General features: G+C 51.4%; 13 protein-coding genes and 1 riboswitch. Of the genes, 2 read left to right on the top strand and 11 right to left on the bottom strand.

Going from position 1 to position 13,500, the window contains the following annotated elements; translation table 11 throughout:
- Positions 1 to 98 precede the first annotated feature (98 nt).
- On the top strand, positions 99 to 527 hold the full coding sequence (locus EDM59_RS27910) for a GNAT family N-acetyltransferase (RefSeq protein WP_246011289.1): 429 nt from the start codon (positions 99 to 101) through the stop codon (positions 525 to 527).
- Between the two features lie 27 nt (positions 528 to 554).
- On the opposite strand, the gene EDM59_RS27905 is transcribed toward EDM59_RS27910, so the two are convergent.
- The 10 genes from EDM59_RS27905 to EDM59_RS27855 all read right to left on the bottom strand — a co-directional run bounded on the left by EDM59_RS27905 (position 555) and on the right by EDM59_RS27855 (position 9,701).
- A complete protein-coding gene (locus EDM59_RS27905; RefSeq protein WP_122926636.1) occupies positions 555 to 1,769 on the bottom strand; it encodes an aspartate kinase in 1,215 nt (404 codons plus the stop codon).
- Between the two features lie 42 nt (positions 1,770 to 1,811).
- A complete protein-coding gene (thpD, locus tag EDM59_RS27900) occupies positions 1,812 to 2,684 on the bottom strand; it encodes an ectoine hydroxylase (protein ID WP_122926635.1) in 873 nt (290 codons plus the stop codon).
- 33 nt (positions 2,685 to 2,717) lie between these two features.
- Positions 2,718 to 3,101: an ectoine synthase gene (locus EDM59_RS27895; protein ID WP_122926634.1), complete on the bottom strand. Its 384-nt coding sequence runs from the start codon at positions 3,099 to 3,101 to the stop codon at positions 2,718 to 2,720.
- Positions 3,098 to 4,390 (bottom strand): diaminobutyrate--2-oxoglutarate transaminase, encoded by a 1,293-nt coding sequence (gene ectB / locus EDM59_RS27890; protein WP_122926633.1) that lies wholly within the window; start codon positions 4,388 to 4,390, stop codon positions 3,098 to 3,100. The genes EDM59_RS27895 and ectB overlap by 4 nt, the downstream gene beginning before the upstream one ends.
- Positions 4,391 to 4,401: 11 nt before the next feature.
- Positions 4,402 to 4,905, bottom strand: coding sequence for a diaminobutyrate acetyltransferase (gene ectA / locus EDM59_RS27885; protein WP_122926731.1), 504 nt, complete (start codon positions 4,903 to 4,905; stop codon positions 4,402 to 4,404).
- Positions 4,906 to 4,951: 46 nt separating this feature from the next.
- Positions 4,952 to 5,740 (bottom strand): ectoine/hydroxyectoine ABC transporter ATP-binding protein EhuA, encoded by a 789-nt coding sequence (ehuA, locus tag EDM59_RS27880; RefSeq protein WP_183193068.1) that lies wholly within the window; start codon positions 5,738 to 5,740, stop codon positions 4,952 to 4,954.
- Between the two features lie 14 nt (positions 5,741 to 5,754).
- Positions 5,755 to 6,405, bottom strand: coding sequence for an ectoine/hydroxyectoine ABC transporter permease subunit EhuD (ehuD, locus tag EDM59_RS27875; protein WP_122926631.1), 651 nt, complete (start codon positions 6,403 to 6,405; stop codon positions 5,755 to 5,757).
- A 3-nt stretch (positions 6,406 to 6,408) separates the two neighbouring features.
- Positions 6,409 to 7,065 carry an ectoine/hydroxyectoine ABC transporter permease subunit EhuC gene (gene ehuC / locus EDM59_RS27870; protein WP_122926630.1) on the bottom strand — a complete coding sequence of 219 codons (657 nt, stop codon included), beginning with the start codon at positions 7,063 to 7,065 and terminating at the stop codon, positions 6,409 to 6,411.
- A 27-nt stretch (positions 7,066 to 7,092) separates the two neighbouring features.
- Positions 7,093 to 8,004: an ectoine/hydroxyectoine ABC transporter substrate-binding protein EhuB gene (gene ehuB, locus EDM59_RS27865; RefSeq protein ID WP_122926629.1), complete on the bottom strand. Its 912-nt coding sequence runs from the start codon at positions 8,002 to 8,004 to the stop codon at positions 7,093 to 7,095.
- A gap of 210 nt (positions 8,005 to 8,214) precedes the next feature.
- Positions 8,215 to 8,349: riboswitch (cyclic di-AMP (ydaO/yuaA leader) on the bottom strand.
- 269 nt (positions 8,350 to 8,618) lie between these two features.
- Entirely contained in the window at positions 8,619 to 9,701 is a 1,083-nt protein-coding gene (locus tag EDM59_RS27855; protein WP_122926627.1) for a CapA family protein, read from the bottom strand.
- Positions 9,702 to 9,934: 233 nt separating this feature from the next.
- Between EDM59_RS27855 and EDM59_RS27850 the strand changes: the two genes are divergently transcribed.
- Positions 9,935 to 12,538: a winged helix-turn-helix domain-containing protein gene (locus EDM59_RS27850; protein ID WP_246011281.1), complete on the top strand. Its 2,604-nt coding sequence runs from the start codon at positions 9,935 to 9,937 to the stop codon at positions 12,536 to 12,538.
- Here the strand turns inward: EDM59_RS27850 and EDM59_RS27845 are convergent, their stop codons facing one another.
- Positions 12,539 to 13,489, bottom strand: coding sequence for a threonine ammonia-lyase (locus tag EDM59_RS27845; protein ID WP_122926626.1), 951 nt, complete (start codon positions 13,487 to 13,489; stop codon positions 12,539 to 12,541). It abuts the gene before it with no gap.
- Positions 13,490 to 13,500 lie beyond the last annotated feature (11 nt).

Below are 13,500 nucleotides of genomic sequence, written 5' to 3'. Positions count from 1 at the left end.
TACAGATGTGAATTTATTTGTTTAAATAACTCTTTATGTTCAGTATATTTGATCACATACCAATCAGTAAAGTGGTTATAGGAGGGTACAGATTGAAAATGAAGCATGCAGAATTACCTTATTCCATCAGTGATATTAAAGACTTATTGGACAGGGAACAGATTTTCCAGTGGCTCTCCACAACCTATTGGGCATCGGAGAGATCGAGGGAGGTGATATTCACAAGCTTTGAGCACTCCATCTGCTTCGGCATCTACAGCGATACTGGGCAGGTAGGCTTCGCTCGTATCGTGACCGATTACACGACGTTTTCTTGGTTATGCGATGTTTTCATCGATCCAGCCCACCGCGGAAAGGGTTTAAGCAAATGGCTCATGGATGTGATCACCCAGTATCCTGCGATTGCCCATACAAACATTTCGCTGGCAACACGGGATGCACACGGGCTGTACGAACAGTACGGGTTTGTGCGCAGGGAAGCGATGCGGCGAATGGCGAATGAGCAAAAGAAATCCCCTGCGATTTGACTCGCAGGGGGTACTCTCGGTTCTTCTCTAAAGCAGGAAGTCTTTTGACCTTCCCGCATTCAGATTCATAGCCAATGATCGATGAATCGTCTGCATGACAGCTTTGGACATAGCCGAGGGCATAACACACGAAATCCTGCGCTTCACAGGTTTTAACCAGCGAACAGGAAAAGGAAGCTCAGCAAGCTTGCCTGTCATGTCCTTCTCGGTGAATGGATCTGCCGGGACGATAGTGACTTTTGTCATATCCTGCTCGCATTCCCAGCCCTCAATTCCCAGACGCTTCCCATCATTTTGAAGAATAGCCGTTGCATTCTCAAGTTCATGGGCCGACAGTGAGTATTGCATGCAGTCCGAAACACTGACAACAGCTTCCGCTTCAACCCCCACCGTATCGAAATGCTTGGCGAGGTGACTGCATGCCTCCTCTCGTCTTTCTCCTTTAATAGAAAGAACTGCCATTTTTTCCTGGTGTGCAATCCCCCAAAACGCTGAGGAGATTCCGCATTGCAACTCTCCTCCTACCCGGGTACCTTCCCCCCTTTGAAAGCTGGAACGCACCACAAGAGGCACCTGGAATTTGCGAGCCTCTCGTACGCTGCGCGGATGAAGGACGCAAGCCCCCATTTCTGCCAGCTCCAGCATTTGCTCGTAAGGGATTTGGGTGTGCTTTTTTGCTTCGGGGACAAGCCTGGGATCTGCCGTATACACACCATCTACATCCGTATGAATCTCACACAAATCTGCATGTAAACGGGCGGCCAATGCAACCGCACTTGTATCGGATCCTCCTCTGCCCAAGGTGGTTATCTGACCAGAATCTGTCACCCCTTGGTAGCCTGCAACCACGACTACATACCCTCTTGCCAGCCACTGATGAATAGACGCTGTGTGAATCTCGCGTACCTGGGCATCTTGATGTTCTTCATCCGTTACAATTCCGGCCTGCCAGCCCGTCAGTGAGACGGCTTTACAACCTTTTTGACGCAGAGCCATCGTTAAAAGAGAAATGGAAATTTGTTCTCCCGTGCTCACCAGCATATCCAGCTCCCGGCTATCGGGATGAGGATCTATTTCCAGAGCAAGCTTCATCAGCCCATCTGTTGAGTCTCCCATCGCAGACAGCACGATTACCAGCTCATGTCCCTGCTGCCTGGCAAGAAGAATTTGTTGTGCCACTGCACGTATCCTCTCCACCGAACCAACAGATGTTCCGCCATATTTTTGCACGATAAGAGCCATGATTCTCCTCCCATGCGAATCGTGTTTCTTCTATATATAAGATTATTCACGTGAAGCTATATAATCTGGCCGCGGCTGCTGCCCGGAAAAAGGAGCAATCAAGCGATTGTTTACACTGTTGTACACCATAAACACATTACTGCGGGGCAATGGCGTTATATTCCCATTGGACCCGTGCATCGTATTGCAATCAAACAGCACGACTGTCCCCGCAGGGCCAATCATCGTATCAATACCGTGCCGCTCAACCAGAAGGCGCAGGCTGTCTTGATCCGGTACCCCATATTCCTGTTTGCGTAGTGATTGTTCATAGTGAGAGTCCGGGGTTTTGCCCACGCACGATACGAATGATTGATGCGAGCCTGGCAATAGCAGAAGCGGACCGTTGTAATGGAAGTTCTCCTCCAGCGCGATGGAGCAGCTGAGTGCCCTCATCCGCGGCATCCCATCCTCTACATGCCAGGTTTCAAAATCAGAATGCCAATAAAACTCTTTGCCTGTGTATCCTTGCTTGTAATTGATTCGCGATTGGTGGATGTACACCTCGCTCCCCAGAATCTGCTCCACTATTGCAACGAGTCTGGGATGCCGGGAGAGCCTTTGAAATACCTCATTGTCGCGATGCACAGCAAAAATCGAGCGAATTTCCTGACTGGATGGCTCCTCAATGACTTCCTTGCGCGAAGAACCCCGATTATCCCGCCAGAGCTTTTTCAATTCATCTCGCCATTCTTGCACTTCCTCCGAGGAAAAAAATCCACGAAGACTGAGATACCCTTTTTGCTCATAGCTGGCCAGCGATTGTGCAGATAGAGGGCCTTCGTCCGTCTTGTGATTTCGGTACACAACAGGATCGACACGCTCGATGATAGATGGTTGTTCCCTGATGCGGGAAGGATAGAGATCTTGCGTCATACCGACAACACTCCTTTTCAGGTATCTATCGTTTTACTCGGCGTCCAATGGATACACGCCTTCTTCGTCGTGAACCTCACGCCCGGTCAAAGGTGGATTGAACACGCAAACCATCCGCATTTGACTTTTGGCTCGCAAAAAATGCTTTTCGTGGCCGGACAAGGCGTACATCATCCCTGGTCTGATCGCATAGGTTTCGCCACCTACAACCTCGATTTCGCCTTCTCCCTCGATGCAATAGACCGCCTCGAGATGGTTTTTGTACCAAATATAGGTTTCCGTTCCTTCTTTAATAATCGTATCATGCAGCGAAAAGCCCATTTGGTCCTGCTTCAGTAAAAAGCGTCTGCTGCTCCATGTAGGCGTATCGATGTCATCTTTCGTTCCCACGATTTCTGCTAGGTGTTTTACGATCATTGTTCTTTCTCCTCCTCTTTGCACGCTTGAATGCTTGCCTCCAAAATATCCAATCCTTCTGTCAATGCCTCCTCGGTAATCGTAAGTGGCGGCATCACCTTCATCACTTCGCTTTTGGGACCGGACGTCTCCAGAATCAGTCCTCGCTCAAAAGCTTTCGCGCATATTTTTTCTGCCATGCCCTCTGCTCCTACCGCCAAGCCTTGCATCAAGCCTTTCCCACGCACCTTTCCTTGGAGGAAGGGGTACGCTTTTTTGAGCTTCTCCAGACGAGTACGGACAATGTTTCCTTTTGCCAGAACCGAACGGCTAAGCTGGTCATTCTTCCAATAGCGCAAGGACTCCGTCGCTGCTACAAAAGCCAGGTTGTTTCCCCGAAAGGTGCCGTTATGCTCGCCTGGCAGCCATATATCCAGCTCTGGCTTGAACAGCGTAAGGGCAAATGGCAGACCGTAGCCGCCTATTGATTTGGAAAGGCAGACGATATCAGGCACAATTCCGGCTTCCTCGAAGCTGAAGAAGCTACCGGTACGACCGCAGCCCGCTTGCACATCATCGATAATGAGCAGAATCCCGTGCTTGCGGCAGATCGCTTCCATTTTCTGCAGCCACTCGATGCTCGCAACATTAATCCCCCCTTCTCCTTGAACGGTTTCGAGGATCATAGCTGCGGGGAGAGAGACACCGCTGCCATCGTCTTCGAGTAGCCGCTCAATATAGAGCGTCGTGTCCAGCTCGCTTCCCATGTATTGGTCATACGGAATAGCGATGGTGTGGGTAAGAGGCATGCCGGCCCCCCCTCGCTTCATCCGATTCCCTGTAACAGCCAAGGAGCCGATGGTCATCCCGTGAAAGCCATTGGTAAAGCTCATGACGGTCTCTCTCCCTGTAGCTTTGCGCGCCAGCTTCAAGGCAGCCTCCACAGAATTGGTTCCCGTAGGTCCAGGAAACATGACTTTATAAGAAAGGCTCCTCGGTTTGAGAATGGTCTCCCTAAAGGTCTGCAGCAGCACCTCCTTTGCTTCTGTCGCCATGTCCAAGCTATGTGTCAGTCCGTCTTGCTGCAAATACTCAATCAACTTTTTCTTGATCGCTGGATTGTTGTGCCCGTAGTTGAGAGCACCTGCACCAGCAAAAAAATCAATGTACGCTTTGCCCGAACGATCCCAAAGCATGTGGCCACTCGCCTTGGTAAAAACAACCGGAAAGCTGCGGCAGTAACTCCTCACTTCGGATTCCATTTGTTCAAATACGGTTAAGGGTGTTCTCGCTTCTGCAATGGCTTTCATGCGTAACCTCCTCAGGATTGAATGGGAATGGGTCCAACTCGATACGTCCACTCTGCCTCATGCCCCCCTTCTGGGAACATCTCGGCTGAAAAGCATTCGTTGATTTGGTAACGGGCGGAATATTCGTTTGCTAGACTCGTAAACAAGGCTTTTGAAGCATCGTTACTCATAGTCACAGTTGCTTCCAGGTAGCAAACGCTCTTGCTTTCTAGTCGACGAAGCAGTTCACGAAGCATATGCTTACCGATTCCTTTGCCTCTGTGTGCGGCACTGACGCCAATCTGCCAGACAAACAGTGTCTGAGGAGAGCCGGGGGGAATAAATCCGGTGACAAAACCAATGGGTATCCCTTCTTCGACCGCAAGCACGCAGGTCTCTGCAAAAAATTTCGCAAACATCAGATAGGCGTAAGACGAATTCGGTTCGAGTACACCGGAATCACTTGCCAACTGCCACATTGCAAATCCTTGCTCTGCTTTTGGCGTTTGCAGTTGAATACGTGTACCTCTAATCATTTTCAATTCATCACCTCCTTTCATCGTTTCGGCGAGCATCAGATATTCATCCCGCTCGAAAGCGTCGTAAAAAGGCTTGAAGGCGAGGACTTTGCGGATGATAAAAGATTTGCTCGGGAGTACCCTGCTCCACGATGCTGCCGCCATCGGTAAATATCACACGATCTGCCACATCTCGGGCAAAATCCATTTCATGCGTAATCAAAAGCATCGCCATTTCGCCTTCTCGGGCAATTCCTTTGATTACATTCAGCACTTCGCCTACCAGCTCGGGATCAAGCGCAGAGGTCACTTCATCAAACAGCATTACCTTGGGACGCATAACCAGAGCACGTGCGATCGCCACCCTTTGTTTTTGCCCTCCCGAAAGCTGGGCTGGATAAGCATCCACCTTGTCTGCCAGCCCTACTTTTTCCAGCATGGCCATCGCCCTTTGCGTGGCTTCCTGCTTGCTCAAGCCCAATACGTGAATGGGAGCTTCCGTGCAGTTGCGCAAAATGTTCATGTGGGGAAACAGGTTGAAGTGCTGAAAAACCATCCCGATGTTTCCCCTGATCGCGTGCAAATGCTTCTCATCCGCCCGTACAAGCTTCCCCTTTACTGTTTTGTGCCATAGCTGTTGGCCATCTACCTCAATCGTCCCTGAAGTCGGTTCCTCCAATGTCATCAGCAGCCGTGCGAGTGTTGTCTTCCCCGAACCGCTCGGACCAATCACAGCCACTTTTTCTCCCAGTGCAATGGACAGGTCGATCTGCTGCAGGATTTGATTGTCTCCGAACGACTTGCTTACGCCGCGGTAGACTACGACAGGAGATGCTCCTTGGTTTGTTTTCATATAGTCCTCCTTTCTTAAAGCTGTCCCCATCTCGTCTCCAGCCTGCGAATCAGCAAAGTGGAAACATAGCTGAGTACAAGGAACAGGATTCCTACCAGCGTAAAGGCCTCCAAATAACGAAACGAGGCGGAGCCAATCATTTTCGCTGTCAGAAGCATCTCTACCAAGGTGATAGCGGAGAGAATCGGGGTTTCCTTGAACATTACGAGCAAATAGTTGCCCAGAACGGGAACAATCGGACGAATGGCCTGCGGCAAAATGATTCGTGACCACGTCTTTCCTCTGGAAAAATTGAGTGCCTTCGCTGCCTCCCACTGCCCTTTGGGAACGGCATCAATGCCCGACCTGTACACTTCGGAGAGATAGGCGCTGTAGTGAATGCCCAGCCCGAGGACCCCTGCAGTGAATGGTCCAAAAGAGATCCCGATCGCAGGAAGTCCGTAAAAAAGAAAGTACAACTGAACCAATAGGGGAGTGCTGCGCACAAACTCGATGATTCCCGCCACTACTACAGAAAGCCATCTCTGCTTCGCTCTGCGTCCGAATGCCAGTATCAGTCCCCCTACAATAGCAAGTGCAAACCCGATCACGGTTGCAAGGATCGTCGTTTGAATCGCTTCTAAAATCTGGGGAAGGATTTCCCAAGTGAATGACCAGCTCCACATAGGCTACACCCTCCCTACCGAAGCACGCCGCTCCAGCCACCGCATTGCCAGAGTCAGCGGATAAGCCATCAGGAAATACATCACCAGCATAAGTCCGAATATTTCAAATGTTCTGGATGAATCAAAGGTGCGCAGCAGCATTCCTTGAAACGTCAGATCAGCCAGTGTGATCAAGGATAAAAGAGAGGTTCCTTTCAACAGCTCTATCAGCAGATTCCCGAAAGATGGAAGCATCATGACAAATGCTTGCGGCAAGATGATTCTTCTCATACGAAGCAAAGGTGACATGTTCAATGCGATGGCTGCCTCGGTCTGTCCTTTTGGTACCGCTACAATCGAGCTCCGCACTACTTCCGATCCGTATGCTCCGTAGTTAAGCCCCAGAGCGATGACTCCCGCAACGATCGGGGGCAGCTCGATTCCCAACAGCGGCAAGGCAAAAAAGAGCCAAAACATCTGTACCAGAAGAGAGGTTCCTCGAAATATTTCTACATAAACGCTAGTCAGGGAACGAACCCACAGCCATTTAGACAATCTGCCGAAGCCCGCAGCAAAGGAAACGAAGAAAGCAACCAGTACCGAGAGTGCTGTCACTTGCACGGTTGTCGCTGCCCCTTTGAGCAAAAAAGGAATCATCTGCATGGTCTCATTCATGTTCATCCCTTCCTTTCCGTGACGCAGCCCCCATCATTGCGTGGACAGCTCTTCAGCCGTTTTGTCCCCAGGCAGCTCCTGTTCGGTAAAGCCGAACGGCTCGAGGATCTTCAGCAGCTCTCCTGAATCGTTAAGCTTCTTCAGCTCTTCATTGTACGCTTTGACAAATTCCTCGTCCTCTTTGCGGAAAGCGGCTGCTCCGTATCCGCGGATGCTCTGCCCATCGATTACAGGTTGGACAAAATCCATTACCCGCTCCACATTGCTGTCTTTCGCACTTTCCAGAACAGCTTGCAGAGATGGGCCTGTCATCGTGATGGCATCTGCACGGCCAGCCTGCAAGGCAGCGATAGCCGATGGCTGATCAGGTACGAGCACCATTTGATCCTTTTTCACACCGGATTTCTCCAGGTATTCCATCTCAATCGCCCCGCTCATGACGGCGATTTTCGCTTTGGGATTAGCGGCAATGTCTTGATAGCTGCGCAACTCTAGCGGATTTCCTTTTTTCACTGCCAATGCTTCCCCTATGCTGTACTCCGGATTGGCAAACGCAACTTCTTTGGCGCGGGCCGGTGTGATGTACATGCCTGCTGTGATGATGTCAAATCGCTTTGCAACCAGACCCGGAATCAGGGAACCGAACTCCGTCAGCACGCCATTCATCTCGTTAATCCCCATCTTGGAGAGGACAGCCCGAGCGACCTCGACAGCTTCTCCTGTCAGCTTGCCATCAGGTGTCGCATAGGCGTACGGCTTTTCATTGGCAAAACCCACTGTCACAAACCCTTGTTTCTTCGCTTTTTCCAATGTGCTCTCCGTTGCTTGGGACGGCGAATTCCCCGCACTTGGCAAAGCTTCCTGTCCGGATCCGCAGCCAGCTGCCAGCAAGCTGCACGACAGCATCACTGTCCATCCCCATCTCATGAAGTTTCTCTTTTTCATCCTTCCTTCCCCTTTCCACTTTCCGTGTATAGAAAAAGCCAGCGCACTTCCTTCCATGATTCGGGAGGGCCATCCCCACATGGAAAAGCAAATGCGCCGGCTGTTTTCTCGCTGGAAGGCATGTCAAAGAAGCTGTGTACAAGGGAATTCCCCAACAGGAAATACGCGCTCCCTGTGTACAAAACATGCGCTTTCAAGCAAATGGTGTAAAGTTAATCTGCTTTAGCCGACGAGGTTAGCTGACGGGTAGGATGGCAGAGCTGCATCCCTTCTGTGCATCACAGAATTAACCCCTAAGGTGGTTCCCCCGCTTCCGTACGTGACGGAACTAGGCCCATATTTGATTGGGAGGTGTTCGTCTATCTCCTCTCATGATCCGTTATGGTTAACACGCGTTTCATGTTATCATAGCCTCTCTCGATGACTCACCCTTGAAAATTCCCTATATTCTGGCTTAAGGTCCCCTAAGGGAGAGTTAACCGTCTTTACCAGGCATATCCAGAAAATCCCTCCCATATCCTACCTTGTCCACTCTGATTAAAAAGATTTACCCCTCTCCGGAGACAAAACAAAAAGACCATCCGGAAGTGCTGCACCAGATGATCTCTTCTTCGTCAATGATCGGTCACTCTCTCTCGGGCAGCATTTCCTTCAGCATCCAGCCTCACTTGAAACGATAGTCTATTTAGTTTATCGATCATCTTTTTCCGATTCGCCGCATCCATCGGAGCTGGCTGACCGTTGGCGATTTTGATCGGGATGACTTTGGAGGTTGTATCCTTTTCTCCAAAAGTCAGCTCCACCATCATCGCCTCTCTCCCTTTCGGATTGTACGAGGTGGTAAAGACGAAGTTGCCCACGCTGTAGTAGATCGGGACGTTTTTGTAATACTCCACCCCCATCACCGAATGACTGTGTGACCCGAGCACTGCGTCTACTCCGCTGTCAATCAGCTTGCGCGCCATCTCTCGCGCATACGGCTCCGGGTAGTCCTTGTATTCCAGATTCCAGTGCATGACCGCGATCGTGATGTCGGACTGTGCTACCGCTTTCTTGACATAGGAAAGCATCGGCTCATACGAGTAGGCGTGGGCCAGTCCAGGCTTGTTTTTCCCAGCAAACCATTGCCGATTGGGCAAGACGTGGCTCAATCCGATGACGGCGACCCGCTTTCCTTTGATCGTACGGATGTAAGGCGCAAAAGCCTCCGCTTCGTTCTTTCCTCCCCCGACGTACCCAAGCTGGTATTTTTTCAAATGCTCCATCGTATCAAACAAAGCATCCATGCCGTAATCCAGCGAGTGGTTATTGGCCAGATTGACCACATCGAACCCTGCGTTGACCAAGCCCTGGAGCGTTTGCGGTTTGGAGCGATACGTGTACTCTTTTTGCTGTGCCTGACCTCGTGTACTGACAGATGTCTCCAGATTGCCAATCGTTAGATCCGCCTGCTTGAGGAAGGCTGCCGTTTTCAAAAAGGGGTAGTCGACGCCGTTTCGTCCGATTTGCACCCCCACACTTTTATCCAGCATGATGTCTCCTGCAAATGCGACACGAATGACCTCATCCTCTTTGGGTGTGGCGACGTTGACAGAAGTGTCATTTGCCAAAACTCGTCCAGCCCCTATCGTACTTCCTGCGACCAAGAGCATCGCAATCGCACCTGCAAACAGAATCTTCCACCGTCCGATTTCCATGCACCTCTCTCTACACGCTTCTACGCCCATTCTAGATGGAGCGAGCTGTGAAGCCTGTTGAAGCTTGTCCGGTGCGATGGAACATTTCTCGCGCAAATCCGACGAATTCGAGCAAAAAGGGAAGGGGTCTGACATTTCGTGGATTTCTTTATTTCAAATGTCGATTCTTGTTACCAGCAAGTATAATGTGGGTAGAGGTAATAGATGACCGGATGTTCAATAAAGGAGGAGCTATGAGTCCCTTGCGTTCCATTATGCTCAGAACCAAGACAACTACGCCTGCGATTCGCCCTAACAACGTTGCGCGAAACCAGCTGCTTCGACAGCTAGAAGAAGGCTTGACGCGCAAGCTGACTACTTTATGCGCTCCTGCCGGCTACGGAAAAACAACGCTGCTCAGCCAATGGGCAGCCCAGCACCCCTCACGCTGTGCCTGGCTTTCCCTCGACGAGATGGATAACGATCTGATTCGCTTCTGGAAGTACGTCGTCGCCACCCTCTCTCAATCTGGTTTTCCGGAGTTATCCGAAAGACTGGAGCCACTGATCGGCGCGATTTCCCATACTTCTATTTTCACATTCATCGATTCCCTGCTGTATGAGCTTGAATCCACCGAACAATCTGTGTCCTTGCTCCTGGACGATTATCACCTGATCACCGAGGAGCATATCCATGCCAGCTTGTCGTATTTCCTGGACTATCTGCCTTTTTCTATCCATGTGTACATAGCCACCCGTACATCCTTGCCTTTTGCAACAAGCAAATGGACGATCCGCGGGCAAGCGAGCCACATCACACTCGAGCAGCTGCGGTTTACCCATACGGAGACAGCGCGCTTTTATCAGGATGCTCACGGCTTGGCGCTCAGTCCCAAGCAAATCGACCAGCTCGCCATGAGCACCGAGGGATGGGTCGCAGGCCTACAGCTGGCTGCGATATCCCTGCGCAATCCGTTTCATCAGGAGCGCTTTTTCAACGGATTTTCCGGCTCTCATCGCGACATTTCCGAGTATTTGTTGCATGAGGTCTGGCTGAGACTCTCTCCCGATGTTCAAAGCTTTCTGCTTTCGACCTGTGTCTTGCCGCGCTTGGATGCTTCCATCTGCAATCGGTTGACCGGACAAAACAACGGGCAAAAGATGCTTGCCTCTCTGCTCTCGCAAAACATCTTTCTCATCCCGCTCGATGAGTACCAAACCTGGTATCGCTACCATCATCTGTTCGGCGAATTCCTGCTGGCACAGCTCCAGGAGATGCATCCGCAAAAAGCCATTGAGCTTCACCGGATCGCCAGTGAATGCTTTGCCGAGCGCCAATTGTTCGATGAGGCGATCGACCATGCTTTGGCAGCCTCTCACTTTTCTTTTGCTGCCGTTCTTTTGGAGCAGCATTTTCCGCAGATGATCCAGCGGGGCGAGCTGTCCACGCTCTTGCGCTGGCTAAACAGCTTTCCTGACAAGTCTGCGATGCTCTCCCCCTCGCTGCGCATGCTGGCTGCCTTTATCCAGATTCTTTGCGGACAGGCGGAGCTTGCGCAAGGCGATTTTGCTGAGCTGGAGGCAGAATGTGCTGCCATGGAGGACTCATTTGAAAAGCAGCAATTGCTCAGCAGCTTGTTTTTCGTAAGATCCAACCTCGCCTTTGCCCTGGGGCACTTCGAGATGCTGCTTGCCGAGTCAGATATCCTTTATCAAAATCTGCCGGAGTCACCTTTGTTTTTTTCGTTTAACTACAATACTACGGAGCCATTCATCCGGCGCACCTCACTCGGGCTCAAAGGCGTCTTGTCCGCACAAACGGAATTCGTCGGCAAAATGTTTATTGGCAAATTGACGGAGCACGGATGGCAGGATTCCTTGTTCAACATGTATGTCGTCCAAGCCCTCGCTGAAGGATACTATGAGTGGAATCGCCTCGATGAAAGTCATGCCCTGCTGGAGCAGGTAGAGCCGATCGCCCGCCGGCATCAGATACCTGGGCTGCTGGTCCCATGCCTTTTGACAAAAGCGAAGATTGCCTTTGCCTCAGGCTCGGTTCCCCATGCCAGAAAAAGGGTCGAAGAAGCACTCGATGCGATCATTACCTGGGGGGAAGAGTACTGGCTGAATCCTTTGCATGCGTTTCTCGCCAAATTGGATCTCGCAGAGGGGCACATCGAGCAGGCACAAATGCGGATCGCCAAAATACCTGCCTCTTTCTGGGACAAGCCTGTGATCCAGCGCGAGCTCGAGCTCTTGACCTATGTCCGTCTCCTGCTTGCGAGCCAGCAAGGAGCAGAGGCGCTGCGGATTCTGGACACGCTGAAGCTCGCCAGCAAACGAGAGGGGCTTCTCGCCAGCCAAGTCGAAATCGCTGTCCTGCAAGCCCTGGCGAATCAACAACGCGGCTCTTTGGATGAGGCATTCGTTTATTTGCAGGAAGCCCTGTTCATCGGCGAGGCGAACGGTTATGTACGCAGCTTCCTCGACGATGGAGAGGCTTTGTATCTGCTCCTGTCGTCCAGCAAGAGCCGGAACAAGAAGCAGGTGCTTCATCAATCCGTCTCGGAGGCTTACGTGCAGCAGCTGCTCGAGCTCATGACCACCAAAAGCAGCTCGAAAAGAAAAACGGATCATCCCTCTCCCCTGCTCGAACCGCTGACGGGAAAAGAAATGATCCTGTTATCCATGCTAAGTCAGGGAGCCTCCAACAAAGAGATTGCAGAAGCACTCGGCAATACGGTCGGAACCGTCAAAGTCTATCTGCACCGCATCTACGGCAAGCTCGGAGTAAACAATCGGACCCAGGCTTTGCTGAAGGCACAGGAATTCTCTTTAGTCGAAGCAGACTCTATCTAACTATTTGACGATCAGCCCTGCCATGGCAGCGAGGTCAACGTTTCCGCCCGAGACGAGTGTGACGATCCGCTTTCCGCGCAGGGCTGTTTTTTCAAACATGACAGCCGCAATCGCAGTCGCGCTGGATGGCTCGATCAGCTGCTTCATTCTTTCGAGTACGAAGGTAAACGCTTGGCGAATCTCCTCCTCCGAAACCAGTACGACATCATCTACGTATTTGCGCAAAACAGGAAACGTCAAATCCCCGGGCTGGCTAGTCCGCAAGCCATCCGCGATCGTCGTGGTTCCCTTATGCGAGACAAGCTGGTTTTGCTGCAAGGACAAGTAGGTGTCGTTGGCAAGCTGCGGCTCTACTCCAATCACCTGAATGGAGGGCTTCGTCTCCTTGATGGCGGTAAGCACTCCTGAAATCAAGCCGCCCCCGCCGATTGGCACGAAAATCGCATCGATGTCACCCAGCTGCTCCAGGATTTCCAATCCCACGGTGCCTTGCCCTGCCATGATGTACGGATCGTCATAGGGTGGCACGAAGACGCCTTTTTGCTGCTCCGCGATTTCCATCGCTCTCGGTAGTCGCTCCGCCGAGGTCAGCCCGCATTTTTCCACCTTGCCCTGATAAGCCTCGATCGCCTCGACCTTGCAGGCAGCTACATCCTCTGGAACTACGATCGTCGCTGGTATTCCCAGCTTGTTGGCTATATACGCGACTGCCTGTCCGTGATTGCCCGAGGAAGCTGTCGTGACAGAAGCTGCCCCGGCGTATACAGCCTGCTTGACCTTGTTGGTGGCTCCCCGCAGCTTGAAGGATCCCGTTTTCTGCAGATGCTCCGCTTTCAGAAAGACGCGATTTCCGCATTGCAACGATAGCTGCTCGGATGACAGCAGCGGCGTTTGGCGAATGGTATCTGCGATCTGCTCCCGCGCAGCCATGATATCTGCGATTCCGATCATGACAGTTGCCT

The organism is Brevibacillus nitrificans, from assembly GCF_003710965.1.
GTDB lineage: Bacteria > Bacillota > Bacilli > Brevibacillales > Brevibacillaceae > Brevibacillus > Brevibacillus centrosporus.
The sequence above is the reverse complement of the archived record's forward strand: the minus strand, read 5'-3'. Positions and strand labels throughout refer to the sequence as shown.

Coding starts and splice junctions, on each gene's coding strand:
- EDM59_RS27845 (WP_122926626.1), bottom strand. CDS start 13,489: ATGATCGGAATCGCAGATATCATGGCTGCGCGGGAGCAGATCGCAGAT.
- thpD (WP_122926635.1), bottom strand. CDS start 2,684: ATGACGCAAGATCTCTATCCTTCCCGCATCAGGGAACAACCATCTATC.
- ectA (WP_122926731.1), bottom strand. CDS start 4,905: ATGATTAGAGGTACACGTATTCAACTGCAAACGCCAAAAGCAGAGCAA.
- EDM59_RS27910 (WP_246011289.1), top strand. CDS start 99: ATGAAGCATGCAGAATTACCTTATTCCATCAGTGATATTAAAGACTTA.
- ehuD (WP_122926631.1), bottom strand. CDS start 6,405: ATGTGGAGCTGGTCATTCACTTGGGAAATCCTTCCCCAGATTTTAGAA.
- EDM59_RS27855 (WP_122926627.1), bottom strand. CDS start 9,701: ATGGAAATCGGACGGTGGAAGATTCTGTTTGCAGGTGCGATTGCGATG.
- EDM59_RS27895 (WP_122926634.1), bottom strand. CDS start 3,101: ATGATCGTAAAACACCTAGCAGAAATCGTGGGAACGAAAGATGACATC.
- EDM59_RS27850 (WP_246011281.1), top strand. CDS start 9,935: ATGAGTCCCTTGCGTTCCATTATGCTCAGAACCAAGACAACTACGCCT.
- ehuC (WP_122926630.1), bottom strand. CDS start 7,065: ATGAACATGAATGAGACCATGCAGATGATTCCTTTTTTGCTCAAAGGG.
- ehuA (WP_183193068.1), bottom strand. CDS start 5,740: ATGAAAACAAACCAAGGAGCATCTCCTGTCGTAGTCTACCGCGGCGTA.
- ectB (WP_122926633.1), bottom strand. CDS start 4,390: ATGAAAGCCATTGCAGAAGCGAGAACACCCTTAACCGTATTTGAACAA.
- EDM59_RS27905 (WP_122926636.1), bottom strand. CDS start 1,769: ATGGCTCTTATCGTGCAAAAATATGGCGGAACATCTGTTGGTTCGGTG.
- ehuB (WP_122926629.1), bottom strand. CDS start 8,004: ATGAAAAAGAGAAACTTCATGAGATGGGGATGGACAGTGATGCTGTCG.